The sequence below is a fragment of the Amycolatopsis sp. NPDC039088 genome (genome assembly GCF_055598845.1).
The window spans coordinates 105015-122786 of record NZ_JBVKAE010000018.1 but is presented as its reverse complement, the minus strand read 5'-3'; the positions used below and the strand labels follow the sequence as shown (position 1 = coordinate 122786).

Below are 17772 nucleotides of genomic sequence, written 5' to 3'. Positions count from 1 at the left end.
TGGGGGAGTCATGCACGAAACTTCGCGTGTCCACGTACTGGAACCGCTTCGCGAGCAGCGGGCGATCGAGATGCCGGTCTTCGATTCCCTGCTCGGGAGCATGCGCGGGGCCCGCGGCTTCTGGCTCCTCATCCCGTTGGCCACGCCCGGCGCCGCCACCGTTTCCCTGCGTGGAGAAGTCACCGCCCTCACGATGGCCGCCGTCTCGGCGGTCGCGGTCCTGGTGCTCGTGATCCCCGCGGTGGTCTGGCGGCTCCGGCGGTCGACTCCGTGGAAAGCCTTGTCCGAACTGGCGGGGAAGTCAGCCTTTTCCGAAGTGTCCTTGCCGCCGGAGGGCCTGTTCGCCGTGGGGGCGAAGGTGTACTTCAAACTGCCGGACACCGAGGACGGGTATGCCGAGGCACGATTGCCGGAAGCCGCCCGGCTCCAGCTCGGTGCGCAGCGGCGGATCTGGCTGCTCGGCCCTGACGAGGAGGGACGCCGGTTCCTGCAACTGCCGGGAGTGCTCTGGCCGCATCAAGTGAAGGCGGTGCCGTCCCTGCCCGACGACGCGGTGCGGCTGGACGAAAGCGACCAACGGATCGTCCCGCCCGAAGAGGATGTCGTCCTGATCGCGCACCGGCAGCGGATCGTCCGGGGGCTCCGCGCCTTGGTGGCGGTGGGAGTGGGTGCTCTCGGCCTCCTCGTGGCGGTACAGGTCGGCATGCTCCTCGAAGACCGTCCCCGGCTCGAACCGGGACTCGTCATCATGGCCATCTACTGGCTGGTCCTTCTCATCATCGGAATCGACGCGGTCAAGGGGATGCTGAAGCCGCTGCCGCGGGGGAAGTGGACCGAGCTGGTCGCGGTCCCCCACGCCCCGCCCCGCATCGGCGCCTCGGGGCTGGCGGCCTTCGGCTGCCGGATCCAGTGGCCGGACGGCCGGTGGAGCGACGCCTTCATGTCCAAAGTGGACCCGGCGCTCGCCGCGAACATCTGGGCCACGCAGCGGCTGTGGATCGTCGGCGAACCCTTCCGCGGCGCGACCACGTTCGCCGGCGTTCCCGGGCACGCCGTCCTCGGCCGCGTCAGGTTCAACTGAGGGAACGCCGCGTCGCCTCTTCGGTTTCGACCACGCCCCGCCGGATCCCTTCCAGCTGATCGCTCAGCTCGCCGATAGTGGTCGTGTCGAGTAGCGAATCGCCGGTGGCGGCCGACAATTCGGCCGCCCTGGCGACCAGGCCATCGAGGCCGAGCGCGCCGGATCGCAGCTGTGCCAGCAGTTTCCGCTGCGCGCTCGAAAGCCGTGCGTGTACGTCTTCCTGTGCCTGCACGGCTTCGAGCGACTGGAGCAGGTCGCCGCGGATGTCGTCGTCGGCGGTCTTCAGTTCCTTTCGCAGCCTTGCCTTCTCGGCGGCGACCGCGGACGCGTCCACCCGGGCGAGCGCTTTTCCGGTGGCGGACGTACGACCGGCCAGGCGCCGGAGGGTGTCGACGGTTTCCCGGACCACCGGTTCCATGTCGGCGACCCGGTCGGCGAGCGGGCCGGTGTCCAGCGAATCGGAGATCGACGCGAACCCGGCGGCCGCCGCCTCGGCGCGCCGAAGCCACTCCGCCTCGGGAGAGCCCGGTTCGACGTCGGGCGGCACCCGCTCCTCGGGCTCCGGCGCGGGTTTCTCGCGGGAGGCGACGGCGATGCCGGCACGGGCGGCGAGCACGGTCACGCCGACGCCGAGCGCGGCGACCACCGGCAGTTGCACCGCCCAGGCCGCACCCGCCGACGTCGCCGCGAGGAGCAGTCCCCACGGTTCGGCTAGCTCACGGACGAAGCGCATGACCGAGGATCTCAGAAATTCGAGATCACGGACGTGAAGACCTGGTCGATCGAGTCCGGTTTGGACGAGTCGTACCCCACGCCCTGCGTCGTCTCGGCGATTTCCTTGAGGATGCCGAAGTCCGCGTCGGCGCCGTAGGCGATGGTGAACATCCGCACTGCCTCGCCACCGCCCTCGGTCCGCAACCGCCCGACGAGGTTGGGCAGGTCGATCCCGCCCGGATCCTCGTTCCGGCCGTCGGTGAGGACGACGACGGCGTTGATCGCGTTCGGATCCAGCCGCTGCTTCATGAACTCGTAGGCCGCGAGCGACGAATCGTAGAGCCCGGTCCCGTTCTGTGGGGTCAGGCCGTTCAGCCGCGACGCCAGCTCCTGCCTGCCCGGCTCACCGCCGATCGGCGTCACCGGCCGCAGCTCCAGGTAGTCCTTGTCGCCGTCCAGCCGCGTCGAGAACATCCACAACCCGACCTTGTCCGCGTCGCTGAACTGCGGCAACGACGCCACGGCCGCCTGTTTCGCGAGATCCATCTTGTTCTTGCCGGTCCCACTGACGCCGTCGCTCATCGACCCGGAGACGTCGACGACCAGCAGCACGTTCGCCTTCTTCCGCAGGTCCTTCCAGGACTTGAGGACTTCGGCGAGCACCGGCGGGCTCGGCGGCCGGATCAGGTTGAGCTTCGCGTCCGGCTGGGCGCCGTTGTCCGAAGTGGTCTGCGAGCCGGGCTTGCCGTCGAACGTCCGGAAGCCGATGTCGCTGAACTTCTGCTGCGCCTCCGCGCCGCGAAGGTGGGCGAGGAAGTCCGCCGCGACCTGCTTGCGGATGTCGTCGGCCCAGTTCAGCACGGTGAACGGGTGATCGGAGTTGAGCGTGCCGTCACTCGGGTAGATCCCGACGAGCGGCACCTTCGGCGGCGCGTGCTGCCCGCGCTTCGCCGGATCGTTGGTCGGATTTCCCTGGTTGTAGCCGACGAGCGAGTTCTCCTCGACCGTCACCGCCGAGATGTACGACAACGCGGCGCCGCGGTCGTCGGCCTTCTGCAGGTTCGTCAGGAAGGTCAGCGTGTTGTCGCCGTAGTGGACGATGGCCTGCTCGACGTTCTGCACGAACGTCCGCGCCTCCGGCTTGGCGAGCGCGTTCGCGGTGAGGTCCGAAGAGGTGCCCGTCGCCGCGTAGTAGGCGCCGATCGTGGCGTTGAGACCGGAGGTGGAGATGTTCGGGTTCGTCTTGCCCAGCCGGAACCGGCCCCATTCCGGATGTCCGTACTTCGCCCAGCCCTGCGGATCGGTGGCGAGCGCGGCGAGATCCTTCCAGCCGATGCCCTTGCCCGGCCAGCCGAGCGCTTCGGCCATCGGTTTCGGCATGGCGACGACCAGCGGCGCGTTCGCGACCGACTCCGGGTCGCCCTCGGGCACCAGCGCGGGATGGTCGGTGCCGGTGAGTTGCTGGCGCAGCAGGTTCACCCAGCCCGACGCGGCAGGCGTCCAGACGTCCGGACGCGGGCCGTCCACCGCCTCGTTCCAGCCGCGGGACAGCGCCTGCATCGCGGTACCGGAGGACTTCGACTGCACGAGGACGTCGACGCAGCGTCCGGCCACCGTACGGCCGCTGTAACCCTTGGCGATCTCGGTGACCACGCCCGCCTTCTCCGGCGACGAGGACACCTGCAGCTTGACCGCGTCACCGGTCGTGCATTTCGCTTCCGCCGGATCCTCGCCGGAATCGCTGGTGAGCGCGCGCAGTCCGATGATCAACCCGATCGCGACCACCGCCGCGGCCACGAACGCCAGGACCTTGCGGCCGCCGCGTGACTGACCGGGATTCACGACCATGGAGAACCTCCAGCGGTGGGAACACCGATTATCCGGAGGTTTCGCCCCGCCCGGGGCCGCGTTGCCGAACTGTTGCGGCCGTGGCGGTACTTATCCCGCCAACGCGACGCATTTAGTCCTCTAAATGCGTACCCAGCGCATTTAGAGGACTAAATGCATGAGTCGCTAGGCGCCGGGGCCCCGGCCGGACCAGGTCCACGCGTAGCCGGGGTCCTCCGAGGCGTCGGCCGCCTCGCCGAGGTCCAGCGGCGCGAAGGTGTCCACCATGACCGCGGTCTCGTCGAAGAACTGGGCCCCGATCGACGCCTCCGCCGCGCCGGGCTGCGGCCCGTGGGTGAAGCCGGACGGGTGCAGCGAAAGCGAGCCGACCTCGATCCCGGAACCCTTGCGCGCCTCGTAGTTCCCACGGACGTAGAACATCAGCTCGTCGGAATCGACGTTCGCGTGGTTGTACGGCACCGGGATCGACTCGGGGTGGTAGTCGACCTTGCGCGGGCAGAACGAGCAGACGACGAAGTTGGGGCCTTCGAAGGTCTGGTGCACGGGCGGCGGCTGGTGCACGCGGCCGGTGATCGGCTCGAAATCGTCGATGTTGAACACCCACGGATACAGGCAGCCGTCCCAGCCGACGACGTCGAACGGGTGGGTCGCGTAGGTGTAGCGCGTCAGTCCGGCGCGGTGCCGCACGAGGACCTCGACGTCGGTGCCCTCGGCCAGCATCGGTTCGGACGGGCCGCGGATGTCGCGTTCGCAGTACGGCGAGTGCTCCAGGAACTGACCCTTCGCCGACAGGTACCGCTTCGGCGGGCCGATGTGGCCGCGCGCCTCGATGGTCAGCAGCTTGACCCCGCCGTCGTCGTGGGGGAGCACGCGATAGGTGCACGACGTCGGGATGACGAGGTAGTCACCGTCGCCGACCTCCAGCGCGCCGTAGATCGTCTCGACGGTCGCGCTGCCGCCCTGCACGTAGAAGAGCTCGTCACCGGCAGCGTTGCGGTACAGCGGCGAAGGACGCGTCGCGTGGACGAAACCGATGGTGACGTCGGCGTTGCCGAACAGCCGCCGCCGGTCGGTGACCGCGTCGGCGTCGCCGAACTTGAGGTCCTGCGTCTTGAAAGCGCGGGGCTTGAGCGGATGGTTCGGGCTGATCGGCCCCCGCTCGTCCTCGATCGCGACGGCGTCGACGATCGCGGTGGGCAGGCCGCGGTGGTACAGCAACGCGGAGTCCGCCGAGAACCCCTCGACACCCATCAGTTCCTCGGCGTACAAGCCGCCGTCGGGCTTGCGGAACGCGGTGTGGCGCTTGTGCGGGATCTCGCCTACCTGCCGGTAGTAAGGCATCGGATTCTCCCCGGAACGTGTCCGTTGTGCGAACGATTTTGTCCTGATGTCGTACGCTACTAGCGTGTCAGTCGTGTCAAGCGCTGTGGAACTCACGCCACCCGGCCCCCGAGGAATCCCTCCCCTGTTCGCGCGGCTCGTCGACGACTCGGCGTTGTTCCCGCCCGGCGAGGCGTCCATGCCCGAAGCGCTGCGTGCGCACTTCGCGTCGAGGTCCGGTGAACACTCCGGCGTCCTCGGTGTGTTCCTGTGCCAGGCGTCGAGGCTGCCCGAGCTCATCACCGAACTGATCAAGATCAAACCCAAGGAACCGCTGCCGCTGTCGCTGATCATCGACACCGGTCTCGGCGGCGTCCCGAAGGCGATTTCGATCGTCGAATCGCGCAGCGAGATCCTCGCGCTGCGGATGGTCGAGATGCCGGCGCCGTCGGACGTCGACGAGGTCTGGCTGGAGCGCGTCTCCGAGTTCGTCCCCGAAGACGTCATCCGGGTGGTCGAGCCGCGGCGCGGTGTCGGCTGGCTCGACGGCGTGCGGAAGGTGATCGAGCACGGCAGCTGGCCGAAGATCCGCTGCGGCGGCCAGGCGGGCGAGAACTTCCCCAGCGTCGACGAGGTCGCCGACTTCCTGTCGGTGGTCAGCGGTGAGACGGGGGCGTCGTTCAAGGCGACGAACAGCCTCCATCGCGCCGTCCGGCACACCGACGAAACCAGCGGTTTCACCCACCACGGGTTCCTGAACCTGATCGTGGCGTCCGCGCGCTGCCTTTCCGGCGGAGACGTGCGCGCCGCGCTCGAGTCGACCGACGGCGCCGCGCTGGCCGCCGAGGCCAAGGGCCTGTCGGACCCCGCCGCGAAGGCCGTTCGCGGGCTCTTCGCCTCCTACGCGGCGGCGTCCTTCGACGAGCCTGTCGCCGACCTCGGGGAACTCGGGTTGTTGTGACTCGCGAAGGGTCGCTGACCCTGGACAGAGGGCTGGCGCTGCTGCAGGCCGTGGCGGACGCCGGTGGTGAGGCGGCGACGATCTCCGAACTCGCCGTCGCCATCGGCGCGAGCCGTGCCGCCGTCTACCGGCTGCTCGTCCCGCTGTCCGAACGCGGCCTGGTGTGGCGCGACGGGAACAAGGTGCGGCTGGGCGTCGGCCTGCTCCGGCTCGCCGGGCAGGTCCTCCCGCAGCTGCGGGAGGCGGCCAGGCCCGTGCTGCGCGAACTGGCGGAGAAGGTCGGCGCGACGGCGCACCTGTCGGTCGCGCAGGGCGATCAGGCGCAGGCCGTCGCGGTCGTCGAGCCCTCATGGACGAGCTTCCACGTCGCCTACCGCGTCGGCACCCGCCATCCGCTGTCGGCCGGCGCGGCGGGCAAGGCGATGACCTTGCGTCCCGGCGGCGAAGGCTGGGTGACCTCGACCGGTGAACTGGAGGCAGGCGCGTCCGGTGTCGCCGCGCCGGTGCGCGGGGTGCCGGGACTGCGCGCCAGCGTCGGCGTCGTCTCCCTGGAGCCACTGGACGCCGGTGTGGCGGGTCCGGCGGTCGTCGCGGCGGCTGTCCGGCTGGCCGAGGTGCTGAAGCAGCCCGAGTAGCTGCTCAGCGGTCGCTGAGCAGCGGGCGCACCATCGTCGCCAGCAGCGTGAGGTCGACCGCGAACAGCAGTCGTTCGAACAGGCCGAGCGTGATCTGCTGCTGCGACGGCCCGGTGAGCATCGTCCAGACGAATCCGCCGAGCACGATCACCACGGCGGCGAAACTGGCCACCGAGAGCCGCCGGATCGTCGTGCGGCGCGGCTCCCACGGGCAGCGAGCCCGGCCTGGGCGGGTCAGCACCCAGGCGGCGGCGGGAAGCGCGAGGAAGGCCGTCAGCGCGGCGTAGTTGTGGATCTGCCCGGCCAGCGAACGGGCCTGGCCCTCGGGGTCGACGGGGACGAGCGCGAGGACGAACAGCCCGGCGCACCACACCCCGAGCAGGACGAGGACGGACCGGTAACCGGTGCGATGCGCCTTCGCGATGCCGCCGAGCAACGCGAGCGAACCGAGGCCCAGCGCCAGGCACATCGCGCCGAACAGCGGCGCCGCCGTCGAACCGGGCGAGAGATAGCCGTAGACGTACTCGGACAGTGTCTGCCAGATGGGGCTGACCTGGCTGGACAGCCGCAGGTGCAGGTCGATCGAAATGGCGACGGCGACGGCCATGCCGAAGATCGCGAGCCTGCCGTGCACCGGGGAGACGGCACGGGCCGCGAGGATCTTGGGCGAGGTCACAAGCGGGTTCTCCAGGCACGTCGGGGCGGGTGTTCACCTTTTCGTTCCCGAAAGGTTACCTGGCCAACCTGTGAAAACCCCGTGCGCCTCAGAAGACGAGCTGGGTCAGCGCGAACAGCGAGAAGCCGGCGAAGACGAACCCCGCCACGCGCTGGATGAGCTTGGGGCGGATGCGGCTGCGGACCTTGGCGCCGATGAAGACGGCGAGACCGGCGACGGCGACCAGCGCGACGAAGGAACCGAGCGCGACCGCGAACGGGTTGCCGAAGCGGGCGGTGAGGCTGGCTGTCGCGAGCTGGGAGGCGTCGCCCCACTCGGCGGCGAACAGCACGCCGAACGACGTCAGCGCGGAGCGGAAGAAGGTCGCGGGACTCGGTCCGGAACGCGACGCGTCCTCTCCGCCGTCCTTGCCGGGTTTGAACCCTTCGCGAAGGAGCATGTACGCGCCGATGCCGAACATCGCGGCGACGATCGCGGTGACCAGTGCCTCCGGCAGCAAAGTGAGCACGCTGCCGAACGTGGCGGCGATCGCGCATTGCACGGCGAACGCGGCGGTGACCCCGGCGAATACCGGCCATGCCCGGAAACGGGTGGTGAGAACAAGGGTCGCGACCAGTGTCTTGTCCGGCAGCTCCACGGCCAGTACCAGGCCAAAAGCGCTGATGAGCGCCAACATCGAACTCGACATGGTGATTGCCACCCCTTTCACTGCAACGATAAAGGAGCGATTCAGGAAAGGGCAAGCTGATGGCTTTTCCGAATTGCACGGCATGTGTGAGCGAATTGTATTTCGCGGCGGGGCGGAAAGGAGTTTTCGGTAAACCGAATTCTTTTTTCAGGCTTCACTGGTAGCGTTCGATCATGGCTGGAAGAGCGCGTGTCGACGAGGTGTGCAGGCGGCTACGGGAGCACTACGTCTTCCCCGACGTCGCCGAGAAGCTGGCCGTGTTCCTGCAGGCGAGGCTGGGTGAGGGCGCGTACGCCGGGCTCGACGACCAGGCGTTCGCCATCGCGGTGACGCGGGACCTGCAGTCGGTCAACGGGGACAAGCACCTGCGGCTACGGCACCACGTCGACCCGCTGCCCGAGGTGGACGGGGAGTCGTTCGACCCCGAGGAGTACCGGCGTGAGGCGGAACTGAACGGTCACGGCATCGCGTCGGCGCGTCGGCTGGCCGGGAACGTCGGTTACCTGGAGACCAGGCTGTTCTACGGGGCGGACATCGCCGGTGAGGCGCTGGCCGCGGCGATGACGCTGCTCGCGACGACCGACGCGCTGATCGTCGACGTCCGGGAGAACCGGGGCGGGGATCCGATGGCGGTCGCCTTGCTGATCAGCTACCTGGTCGACGAGCCGACGCACTTCAACAGCATCTATCTGCGCGACGGTGACGTGACCAACCAGTTCTGGACGCTGCCGTACGTACCGGGCCGCAAGTTCGGCGCGGACAAGCCGGTGTGGGTACTGACCGGGCCGACGACGTTCTCCGGCGCCGAGGACCTGAGCTACTCGTTGCAGCAACTGGGGCGGGCGAAAACGGTCGGCGCGGTGACCGGCGGCGGGGCGAACCCGCGTCGACAGTACAAAGTGGACACGCACCTGGATGTCACCGTCCCGGGTGGACGGGCCGTGAACCCGGTCACGGGGACCAACTGGGAAGGCGTCGGCGTCCAACCCGATATCGCCGTCGATGTCGAGGCGGCGTTCGACACCGCGTACGCGTTGGCGCTGGCCCACGTGCTGACACTGGGGGATTCGGGGGTGCGGCGGCAGGTCGCCGACGAGGCGCGCCTCACGCTCGCGAGCCTCGGCTGAGCCGGTCGTGGGACCTACGTCCCGGCGAGATCGGGACCACTTGAACTGGCGGGCCCACCTCGCGGTGAGCAGGCTTGAGGCGTGGAGGTACTCGATCTCGCTCGGTGGCAGTTCGGCATAACCACCGTCTATCACTTCCTGATGGTCCCGCTGACCATCGGGCTTTCGGTACTGGTCGCCGGGATGCAGACGGCGTGGGTCCGGACAGGGGAGCAGCGCTATCTGAAGATGACCAAGTTCTGGGGGAAACTCCTGCTGGTCAACTTCGCGATGGGCGTGGTCACCGGCATCGTCCAGGAGTTCCAGTTCGGGATGAACTGGAGCGCGTACTCGCGGTTCGTCGGGGACGTTTTCGGGGCGCCGCTGGCGATGGAAGGGCTCGTCGCGTTCTTCGTCGAGTCGACCTTCCTCGGCTTGTGGATCTTCGGCTGGGACAAGCTCCCGAAGAAGGTCCACCTGGCGTGCGCCTGGGCGTATTCCCTGGCGACCGTGGCGTCCGCGTACTTCATCCTGGCCGCGAACTCGTGGATGCAGCATCCGGTCGGCGTCGAGTTCGTCGACGGGAAGCCGACGATGAACTCGATCTGGGCGGTGCTGACGAACAACACCGCGCTGGCCGCGATCCCGCACACGATCGCGGGCGCCTTCTCGGTGGCGGCGGCGTTCCTGGTCGGGATCGCCGGCTGGCAGTTGTGGCGCAAGCGTACGGAGGACGACGAGCACCGCGCGGTGTGGCGTTCTTCGGTGCGGCTCGGCGGCTGGGTCGGCGTGGTGGCGTTCGCGGTGCTGGCGATTACCGGTGACGTGCAGGGCAAGCTGATGTTCGAGCAGCAGCCGATGAAGATGGCGTCGGCGGAAGCGTTGTGCCACACGGAGAAACCGGCGAGCTTCTCGATCATCGCGATCGGCGACGTCCGGAACGCGAACTGCGAGGACGTCAAGACGTTCAACGTGCCTGCGTTGCTCTCGTTCTTGGCGCACAACGACTTCTCGACCGAGGTCAAGGGTGTGGAGAACCTGGTGACCGAGTACCAGGCGAAGTACGGGACGAACTACCCGGACGACCCGCAGCTGGGCTCGCTCGCCGGCAAGCCGATCGACTACGTGCCCAGCCTTCCGGTGACCTACTGGGGTTTCCGCGCGATGATCGGCTTCGGCGCGATTTCGGCGGGGATCGGGCTGCTCGCGCTGTGGCTGACCAGGCGGGGGCGGATCCCCGGACAACGGTGGTTCCCGTGGCTCATGCTCGGCGGGATCGCGACGCCGTTCATCGGCAACAGCGCCGGCTGGATCTTCACCGAGATGGGGCGTCAGCCGTTCGTGGTGGTGCCGAACCCGACCGGGGTGGACGGGGTGTGGATGTTCACCGCCAACGCGGTGTCGAAGTTGTCCACAGGCGAGGTGTGGACGTCTTTGATCGCTTTGACGACCGTCTACGCGGTACTCGGCGTCGTCGAGGTCTACCTGATCCGCAAGTACGTGCGCGGCGGTGTCGACGCCGTCATGCCACCCAAGAAAACATCCTCTACCAGCAAGAATGGCGACTCCGAAGGCGGTGACAGCGATGATGAAGCACTCGCCTTCGCCTACTGATCGCCTCTTAACGTCACCTACCCAGCCCCCCGCCCTTCCCGGGGGACGGCCCCGCACCCAGCGTATCGGGAGTATCGCTCAGGTGGGTTACCCACAGGCGATCTGTGGACAACTTGCCCCGTTGTGGATAACTCAGGGCGACGGGGGCTGGAGGGGCCGGTCCGGGCGGGCTCGCGTGGTAGCGGCGGGGGCCGTCCGGCAAGTCACCGAAGAAGCAACCGAAGCGCTCGGAGTGAACGAAGCGAGCAGGAGCACCCGATGACCCTCGAAACGATCTGGTTCTGCGTCATCGCCCTCTTCTGGCTCGGCTACCTCTTCCTCGAAGGCTTCGACTTCGGCGTCGGCATGCTCATGCCGGTCCTCGCGAAGGACAACACCGAGCGCCGCGTCATGGTCAACACGATCGGCCCGGTCTGGGACGGCAACGAGGTCTGGCTGATCGTCGCGGGCGGCGCGATGTTCGCCGCGTTCCCCGGCTGGTACGCGTCGCTGTTCTCGGCCGCGTACCTGCCGCTCCTGCTCGTCCTGCTCGCGCTCATCGGCCGCGGGGTCGCGTTCGAATACCGCGGCAAGGTCGACTCCGACCGCTGGCGCCGCAACTGGGACCGCGTCATCGGTCTCGGCTCGTGGATCCCGCCGTTCGGCGTCGGGCTGCTGCTCGCGACCACCGTCCTCGGCCTCCCGCTCGACGCCGACGGCGACCGGGCGGGCGGCGCGTTCGCCGCCATCCGCCTCGAGACGCTGCTCGGCGCGCTCGCGGTCGTCGGCTTCTCGCTGGTCCACGGCGCCGCGTTCCTCGCGCTCAAAACCGAAGGCGACCTCCGCCGCCGGGCGCGGAACCTGGCCACCCGCCTCCTGCCGGTCGCGTTGTTGCCGTTGCTCGCGTTCCTCGTCGTCGTTCAACTGCGCTCGGGCGACCTGTGGACGCTGCTCCTGATCGGCGTCGCGGTCCTCGCTGCGGTCCTCGCCTGGTTCAGGATCCGCATGGGCCGCGAAGGACAGGCGTTCGCCGCGCTGGGCGGGGTCATCGCCGCCTCGGCGGTCGCGATCTTCGTCGCGCTGTACCCGAACGTCCTGCCGTCCACTGTGGACCCGGCGAACACGCTGACCATCGCGGGCGAGGCATCGAGTCCGTACACCCTGACCGTGATGACCTGGGTCGCGCTGTTCGGCGCCCCCGCGGTGCTGATCTACCAGGGCTGGACGTACTGGGTGTTCCGCAAGCGCATCGGCACCAAGCACATCCCGCCGGTGCACGCACCATGACCGAACTTCCCGGCCGCGACACCCCTTCCGCCACGGAGTCCACAATGGACCCAGCGCGACCGGGAAAGGGTCCGCTCGGCGCGCTGGCCCCGCTTTCGGCGGCGGCGCGCCGGGCGTTGATCCTCAGCGGATTCCTGTCTTTCGTCAACGCCGGTTTGCTGGTGGGGCAGGCGTTCCTGCTGGCCGACGTCCTCTCCGCGGTGGTCCGCGGCGCACCGGGGGACCGCACCGTCCAGTTGGCCGTGCTGCTCGCGCTCGTCGCAGGGCGCGCGCTAACCGGCTGGGCGGTGCGGATCGTCTCCGCCCGCGCGGCGGCCCGCGCGAAGGAGGAACTGCGCGCCAAAGCCCTCGACCATGCCCTGAAACTCGGTCCGGAATGGATCGCCCGCCGCGGCCACGGCGAGCTGACGTCGTTGACCACCAAGGGACTCGACGCGCTCGACGCCTACTTCACCCAGTACCTCCCGGCGCTGGTCACCGCGGCGATCGTGCCGCTCGCCGCCGGTGTCGCGATCCTGTTCGCCGACTGGCCGTCGGCCGTGCTCGTCGCGATCACCGTGCCGCTGGTGCCGCTGTTCGCCATCCTGATCGGCAAGCACACCGCCGAACGCGTCGCCGACGCCGCCGACGCCGAACACCGGTTGTCGGGACATCTGCTGGAACTCGTCCGCGCGCTGCCGATCCTCAGCGCGTTCCGCCGCGCCGAGGCGCAGGCCGAGACGGTCCGGAAGATCTCCGAACGGCATCGTCGTACGACGCTGAAAACACTGAAGGTCGCGTTCGCGTCGGCGTTCGCGCTGGAACTGATCGCGACGCTTTCGGTCGCGCTGGTCGCGGTCGTCATCGGCGTCCGGCTGGTCGACGGCGAACTGCCGCTGGCCATCGGGCTCGGCGTCCTGATCCTCGCGCCGGAGTGCTACCAGCCGCTACGCGCGGTCGGTGCCGCGTTCCACGCCAGCGAAGACGGCGTCGAGGCCGTGCGCCGGGTCGCGGACGTGCTCGCGGAACCCCTGCCGCCCACCGGTTCCGAGACCCCGGCCAAGGGCGAGGTCCACGTCGAAGGCCTGCGTGTCGCGCGGCGAGGTGGATTCGCGCCGGACGGCGAGACCTTCGCGGTCCGGCCAGGGGAAGTCGTCTGGCTGCGTGCGCCCAGCGGTGGCGGCAAGTCGACGACGCTGTCCGCATTGCTCGGCTTCGTGCAAGCCCAGGACGGGACGATCACCGTCGGCGGCACCAGTCTCGCCGACGCCGATCTCGACCGCTGGCGTGAGAAGGTCGCGTGGGTGCCGCAGTCGCCGGTGTTCGGCGGAGGCACGGTCCGCGACGAGGTCGGCGCGGACGACATCCTCGGCGAGCTCGGGCTGAGCGGCCTGGCCGGACGCCCGGTGGCGAAACTGTCGCAAGGACAACGCCAGCGGGTCGCGGTGGCGCGGGCCTTGGCGCGGGTCCGGACGGGTGCGTGGCTGCTTCTGCTCGACGAGCCCACCGCCCACCTCGACGAGGTCAACGCCGGACTCGTCATGGCCGCCGTCGCCAAGGCCGTCGGCAACGGTGCCGCCGCGATCATCGCCGCGCACGAACGCACGTCCGGTATCGACATGTCGGCTACGCGAGTGGTCGACGTCGGTACCGCGGACGAGGAGCCGACGGTCCGGCCGCTCCCGTGGCGCGATCTGCTGCACCGCAGGTTCTTCGGCGGCGCCTTGCTCGGCGCGGCCGCTTTGCTCGCCGGAGTCGCGCTGGCCGCGCTTTCGGGCTGGCTGATCGCGAAGGCGTCCCAGCAGCCGCCGATCCTGACCCTGACGGTGATGATCGTCGGCGTGCGGACCTTCGGCCTCGGCCGCGCGGGACTGCGGTACCTCGAACGGCTGGTCACGCACGACGCCGCGTTCCGGATCGCCGGACGGCTGCGGGTCCGGCTTTGGGAATCGCTGGTGCGGCTCGGCCCGGCGCGCGCGCTTCGGGCCGGTGAGGAACAGCGACGGCTGGTCGGGGACATCGACACGGTGCGTGATCTGCTTCCCCGTGTGATCACGCCGCTGGTCGTCGTCACCTTGGTGGCCGTGGGCGCCGTCGCGGTGCAGACCGCCGTGCTGCCCGAAGCCGGGCTCACGCTGGCCGCGGCCGTGCTGGTGAGCGCGTTCGCGCCGCTGCTCGCGCTGCGAGCGGAACGCCGCGCGACCAGTGCGCTGGCCGCCGGACGGCGTTCGGTGTCGGCGCAGGTGCTCGGCCTGTTCGAGGCCGCCGCCGAGTTGATCGCGTTCGGCGCCGACAAAGAGCGTCGCCGTCACATCGCCACGACCGACGCCGCGTTGACCGCCGAAGCGCGGCGGCAGGCCTTCGGCGCCGGTGCGGCCGACGCCCTGATCATCCTGGCGACGGGCGCCGCCACCGTCGTGAGCACCGGGTTCGCCGTGAGCGCTGTCGCCGCCGGCGCGCTGAACCCCGTCCTCGCACCGGTGGCCGGCCTGGTTCCGCTCGCGCTGGCGGAAGTGCTCTCCCTGCTTCCGCCCGCCGCGCAGCACTGGGACACCCTGCGCCAGGCCCGTCTGCGCCTCGCCGCGTGCCAGGAAAGGTCCTTTCCTGGCAAATTTCGCCAGGAAAGGACCTTTCCTGGCACCGGCGGGGTGCGGATCCGCGACGCCGACCTCGGCTGGCCCGGCACCGAGCATCCGGTCCTCACCGGTGTCGACCTCGACATCGCGCCCGGTACGCACGTGGCCGTCATCGGCCCGAGCGGGGCAGGCAAGTCGACGCTCGTCGCCGCCCTGCTCGGTTTTCTCAAGCCGAGCAAGGGCGACGTCGCCGCTCCCGAGAACGTCGTGTGGGCGCCGCAAGAACCGATGCTCGTCTCGACAACGGTCGCCGAGAACCTGCGCCTCGCCAACCCGACGGCGTCCGAGTCCGACCTCCGGAAAGCCTTGTACCAGGCCGTTCTCGAAGACGTCGAACTCACCACGATGCTGGACAGCGCGGGCGCCGGGCTCTCGGGCGGGCAAGCGCAGCGGGTCGCGCTCGCACGCGCCATGCTCGGCGCCGACCGGGCCGACCTGGTCCTGCTCGACGAGCCGACCGCACATCTCGACGAACCCACCGCGCGCACCGTCCGCGAACGCCTTGCCGAGGCTCTGGCGGGAAAGACCGTCGTCCACGTCACGCACAACGCCGCCGAAGCCGACGGCGCCGACGTGGTCCTGGAGGTACGAGAGGGTCGCGTCACAGCGCGCGCACGGGCCGGAGCGGGCTAATGTCGATAGCGCTCATGGATCCCACACTTGCCGCGCGCGCACTGTCCGCCGCCACCGAGATCACCGGCACCGCCCTGTCCGGCGACGACCCGGGCGACGTGCTCGAGACGGTGGTCGCCCGCGCCGTCGAACTGGCCGAGGCCGACCTCGGTCTCGTCATGGTGCGCGCGGACGACGGCCAGGTGGTCGTCGAGGCCGCGCACGGAGCGACGACCCAAGGCTTGCGTGGCTTGGCCTTCCCCGCCGATTCCGCCGCCGGTCAGGTCGCCCGCGGCGGGAAACCGGTCGTCAGCGAGGATTTCACCGTCGATCCCCGGACGGCGCCGTTCGTCCCGCCGGACCTGCAGGGCTTCGGCCCGTTCGCGGCGTCGCCGTTCGGTTCCGGCGGGCGCGTCCTGGGCGCGCTGACCGTGTATCGCCGCCACGGCGGGGCTCCGTTCTCCGACAGCACCGTCGAAGTCCTCACCGCTTTCGCGGCGCAGGCTGGCGTCGTCCTCGCTCTGGCCGAAGGCGCCAACGCGCGGCACCGCGTGACGCTCTACCAGGAGCGCGAACGTATCGCGCGCGAACTGCACGACGTCATCGTGCAGCGGCTTTACGGCGCGGGCATGCAACTGGACCGCGTGCGCAAGAACATGCGGAAGCGGTTCGCGCAGGCCGACGGCGCGCGGCTGTCCGAGGCGATCGACCAGCTCGACCAGACCATCGAAGAGATCCGCGGCACCGTGCGCGCGCTGCGCAGCCCGGAACCCGCGAACGAGAAGGTCGTCGCCACCGATCTCGCCGAGTCCGCCCGGGGCGAGGTGCGCATCGCGGGTGAGTTGCTCGGCTACCCGCCGACCCTCGAACTTTCGGGAGAACTGGCCGACATCCCCGCCGAACAGGCCGATCACATCCGCGCCGCCCTGCGCGAAGCACTGTCCAATGTGGTCAGACACTCCGGGGCGAGCGAGACCCGCGTGACGCTCAGCCGCGACGCCGAGGGCGTCAAGCTCCGGGTGCGGGACAACGGGTCCGGTGTGCCGCAGGGGGTCGCCAAACGCGGTCTCCGGCATCTCGACGAGCGTGCGACGACTTCCGGTGGACGGTTTTCGATCAATTCTTCGCCGAGTTTGGGTACTTTGGTGGCTTTCGACGTCCCGCTCGATTGAGTCGTGGGATATTCACCGCATTTTGTCGCTCGAACGAGTGACAAAATGCGGTTTTCGATTAATCCGTAACGACTGTGGCCGAGGCGCGACTGTAGGTGTATAGAACGCGCTCGGAGCGCGAATTCCCCATCGAAAGGTCTCCCATGTCCTCGGTTCGTCGCGCCATCGGCACGGCCGTGCTTCTCGCCGGATTCTCCTTGTTCGGCCCTGCTTCCGTCGCTTTCGCGCTGGCCGACACACCCGCGATCGCCGACTTGGACTGCGGCGACTTCCAGTTCCAGGAGGACGCGCAGGCGGTGCTCGAAAAAGATCTCTCCGACCCGAACGGTCTCGATCGTGACAAGGACGGAATCGCGTGCGAAACGCTGCCGAAGCGCGGAAACGGGCCGACGAAAACGATCACGCCGACCGTTCCGCCGATCGTCACGGAAACGAAACCGGCGCCCAGTAGTGCGAAATCCGCCGACAAGGATTGCGCCGATTTCCCCTCGCAGGCCGCGGCACAGGCCGAGCTCAAGAGGAACCCGAGTGACCCGTACAAGCTCGACGGCGACCACGACGGGTACGCCTGCGAGTCCCGCTTCGGCGAGCCTTCGAAATCCGGCCAGGTGAAGGTCAAGCCCGCGGGCGGCGTCGCGACCGGCGGCGGCGAGACCAGCGAAGTCAACGGTGGGCTCCTCGAAATCGGCGCGGTCGCGTTGACCGGCGGGGTCCTGCTGGCCGCGACGGCCGCGGGCGCGTCCCTCGTCCTCCGGCGGCGTGCCGAGCGATGACCCCGGTTTCTTCCTGGCGCCGATGGCCGTTTCCGCTGGTCATCGGCACCATCATCGGGGTGGTGCTCGCGGCCGCGCTGACCGCTTGCGCCGGCCCCTCGGCAGGCAGGGTCGCGTCACCGGCGCAGCCCACCACCGCGTCTTCGGCGGTCTCGTCGGCCGTCGCGGTCGCTCCGCTCGGACCCGCGAAGCCGGTGACGCTCGAGATTCCGGCGATCGGGGTGCGCACCGGCGAGATCGTCGACCTCGGCCTGACCGGCGACGGCAGCCTGCAGGTACCGCACGACGCGATCACCACCGGCTGGTTCACCGGCGGCCCGGCACCCGGCGAGATCGGGCCCGCCGTGCTCGCGGGGCACGTCGACTACAAGAAGGTCCCCGGGGTCTTCGTCCGGCTCAAGGAACTGAAGAGCGGCGACGAGGCTGTTGTGCATCGCGAGGACGGGGTCACCGCGGTGTTCACCGTGTACGCCGTCGAGCGGCATCCGAAGGCCTCCTTCCCGACGGAAAGGGTCTACGGCGACACGCTCGGACCGGAACTGCGCCTGATCACCTGCGGCGGGGACTTCGACTCCTCGACCGGCAACTACCTCGACAACGTGATCGCCTACGCGAGACTGACCCGCACTTAGCCTCGTGAGTCTCGCCGGAAAATGACAAGATCTCCCCGGAAAGTCGATGAAGACGTGGG

The 17772-nt window shown here is 69.2% G+C and carries 15 protein-coding genes; 10 read left to right on the top strand and 5 right to left on the bottom strand.

The window, feature by feature from the left end; genetic code table 11:
* Window positions 1-10 precede the first annotated feature (10 nt).
* On the top strand, window positions 11-1081 hold the full coding sequence (locus tag ACZ7KI_RS23475) for a hypothetical protein (RefSeq protein ID WP_470275233.1): 1071 nt from the start codon (window positions 11-13) through the stop codon (window positions 1079-1081).
* Here the strand turns inward: ACZ7KI_RS23475 and ACZ7KI_RS23470 are convergent.
* The 3 genes from ACZ7KI_RS23470 to ACZ7KI_RS23460 form a co-directional block, all read right to left on the bottom strand.
* Window positions 1074-1814 carry a hypothetical protein gene (locus tag ACZ7KI_RS23470; RefSeq protein WP_470275232.1) on the bottom strand — a complete coding sequence of 247 codons (741 nt, stop codon included), beginning with the start codon at window positions 1812-1814 and terminating at the stop codon, window positions 1074-1076. The two genes, ACZ7KI_RS23475 and ACZ7KI_RS23470, sit on opposite strands and share 8 nt — an antisense overlap.
* Window positions 1815-1825: 11 nt before the next feature.
* A complete protein-coding gene (locus ACZ7KI_RS23465) occupies window positions 1826-3643 on the bottom strand; it encodes a substrate-binding and vWA domain-containing protein (protein ID WP_470275231.1) in 1818 nt (605 codons plus the stop codon).
* Window positions 3644-3808: 165 nt separating this feature from the next.
* Window positions 3809-4984 (bottom strand): homogentisate 1,2-dioxygenase domain-containing protein, encoded by a 1176-nt coding sequence (locus tag ACZ7KI_RS23460; RefSeq protein WP_465459520.1) that lies wholly within the window; start codon window positions 4982-4984, stop codon window positions 3809-3811.
* 85 nt (window positions 4985-5069) lie between these two features.
* Here ACZ7KI_RS23460 and ACZ7KI_RS23455 point away from each other — a divergent pair, with 85 nt between their 5' ends.
* Window positions 5070-5924: a hypothetical protein gene (locus tag ACZ7KI_RS23455; protein WP_074038226.1), complete on the top strand. Its 855-nt coding sequence runs from the start codon at window positions 5070-5072 to the stop codon at window positions 5922-5924.
* Window positions 5921-6559, top strand: a complete 639-nt coding sequence (locus ACZ7KI_RS23450) for an IclR family transcriptional regulator (RefSeq protein WP_470275230.1) — start codon at window positions 5921-5923, stop codon at window positions 6557-6559. Before ACZ7KI_RS23455 ends, ACZ7KI_RS23450 begins: the two co-directional genes overlap by 4 nt.
* A gap of 4 nt (window positions 6560-6563) precedes the next feature.
* Here ACZ7KI_RS23450 and ACZ7KI_RS23445 read toward each other — a convergent pair whose 3' ends face one another.
* Both ACZ7KI_RS23445 and ACZ7KI_RS23440 read right to left on the bottom strand, forming a co-directional pair.
* Window positions 6564-7235 carry a DUF998 domain-containing protein gene (locus ACZ7KI_RS23445; protein ID WP_470275229.1) on the bottom strand — a complete coding sequence of 224 codons (672 nt, stop codon included), beginning with the start codon at window positions 7233-7235 and terminating at the stop codon, window positions 6564-6566.
* An 88-nt stretch (window positions 7236-7323) separates the two neighbouring features.
* Window positions 7324-7911, bottom strand: coding sequence for a TMEM165/GDT1 family protein (locus ACZ7KI_RS23440; protein WP_470275279.1), 588 nt, complete (start codon window positions 7909-7911; stop codon window positions 7324-7326).
* 185 nt (window positions 7912-8096) lie between these two features.
* On the opposite strand from ACZ7KI_RS23440, the gene ACZ7KI_RS23435 reads away from it, so the two are divergent.
* The 7 genes from ACZ7KI_RS23435 to ACZ7KI_RS23405 all read left to right on the top strand — a co-directional run bounded on the left by ACZ7KI_RS23435 (window position 8097) and on the right by ACZ7KI_RS23405 (window position 17713).
* Window positions 8097-9050, top strand: coding sequence for a S41 family peptidase (locus ACZ7KI_RS23435; protein ID WP_470275228.1), 954 nt, complete (start codon window positions 8097-8099; stop codon window positions 9048-9050).
* Between the two features lie 81 nt (window positions 9051-9131).
* Window positions 9132-10643: a cytochrome ubiquinol oxidase subunit I gene (locus tag ACZ7KI_RS23430; RefSeq protein WP_470275227.1), complete on the top strand. Its 1512-nt coding sequence runs from the start codon at window positions 9132-9134 to the stop codon at window positions 10641-10643.
* A 258-nt stretch (window positions 10644-10901) separates the two neighbouring features.
* Complete coding sequence (gene cydB, locus ACZ7KI_RS23425; RefSeq protein ID WP_470275226.1) at window positions 10902-11909, top strand: cytochrome d ubiquinol oxidase subunit II; 1008 nt, start codon at window positions 10902-10904, stop codon at window positions 11907-11909.
* Window positions 11906-15157: a thiol reductant ABC exporter subunit CydC gene (gene cydC / locus ACZ7KI_RS23420; protein WP_470275225.1), complete on the top strand. Its 3252-nt coding sequence runs from the start codon at window positions 11906-11908 to the stop codon at window positions 15155-15157. Before cydB ends, cydC begins: the two co-directional genes overlap by 4 nt.
* Before the next feature lie 14 nt (window positions 15158-15171).
* Window positions 15172-16308: a GAF domain-containing sensor histidine kinase gene (locus tag ACZ7KI_RS23415; RefSeq protein ID WP_470275224.1), complete on the top strand. Its 1137-nt coding sequence runs from the start codon at window positions 15172-15174 to the stop codon at window positions 16306-16308.
* A gap of 143 nt (window positions 16309-16451) precedes the next feature.
* The gene (locus tag ACZ7KI_RS23410) at window positions 16452-17081 is read left to right on the top strand and encodes an excalibur calcium-binding domain-containing protein (RefSeq protein WP_470275223.1); all 630 of its coding nucleotides are present in this window, start codon (window positions 16452-16454) and stop codon (window positions 17079-17081) included.
* Window positions 17078-17713, top strand: a complete 636-nt coding sequence (locus ACZ7KI_RS23405) for a class F sortase (protein ID WP_470275222.1) — start codon at window positions 17078-17080, stop codon at window positions 17711-17713. Before ACZ7KI_RS23410 ends, ACZ7KI_RS23405 begins: the two co-directional genes overlap by 4 nt.
* The last annotated feature ends 59 nt before the right edge of the window (window positions 17714-17772 follow it).

Coding starts and splice junctions, on each gene's coding strand:
- ACZ7KI_RS23475 (WP_470275233.1), top strand. CDS start 11: ATGCACGAAACTTCGCGTGTCCACGTACTGGAACCGCTTCGCGAGCAG.
- ACZ7KI_RS23470 (WP_470275232.1), bottom strand. CDS start 1,814: ATGCGCTTCGTCCGTGAGCTAGCCGAACCGTGGGGACTGCTCCTCGCG.
- ACZ7KI_RS23465 (WP_470275231.1), bottom strand. CDS start 3,643: ATGGTCGTGAATCCCGGTCAGTCACGCGGCGGCCGCAAGGTCCTGGCG.
- ACZ7KI_RS23460 (WP_465459520.1), bottom strand. CDS start 4,984: ATGCCTTACTACCGGCAGGTAGGCGAGATCCCGCACAAGCGCCACACC.
- ACZ7KI_RS23440 (WP_470275279.1), bottom strand. CDS start 7,911: ATGTTGGCGCTCATCAGCGCTTTTGGCCTGGTACTGGCCGTGGAGCTG.
- ACZ7KI_RS23435 (WP_470275228.1), top strand. CDS start 8,097: ATGGCTGGAAGAGCGCGTGTCGACGAGGTGTGCAGGCGGCTACGGGAG.
- cydB (WP_470275226.1), top strand. CDS start 10,902: ATGACCCTCGAAACGATCTGGTTCTGCGTCATCGCCCTCTTCTGGCTC.
- cydC (WP_470275225.1), top strand. CDS start 11,906: ATGACCGAACTTCCCGGCCGCGACACCCCTTCCGCCACGGAGTCCACA.
- ACZ7KI_RS23415 (WP_470275224.1), top strand. CDS start 15,172: ATGGATCCCACACTTGCCGCGCGCGCACTGTCCGCCGCCACCGAGATC.
- ACZ7KI_RS23410 (WP_470275223.1), top strand. CDS start 16,452: ATGTCCTCGGTTCGTCGCGCCATCGGCACGGCCGTGCTTCTCGCCGGA.
- ACZ7KI_RS23405 (WP_470275222.1), top strand. CDS start 17,078: ATGACCCCGGTTTCTTCCTGGCGCCGATGGCCGTTTCCGCTGGTCATC.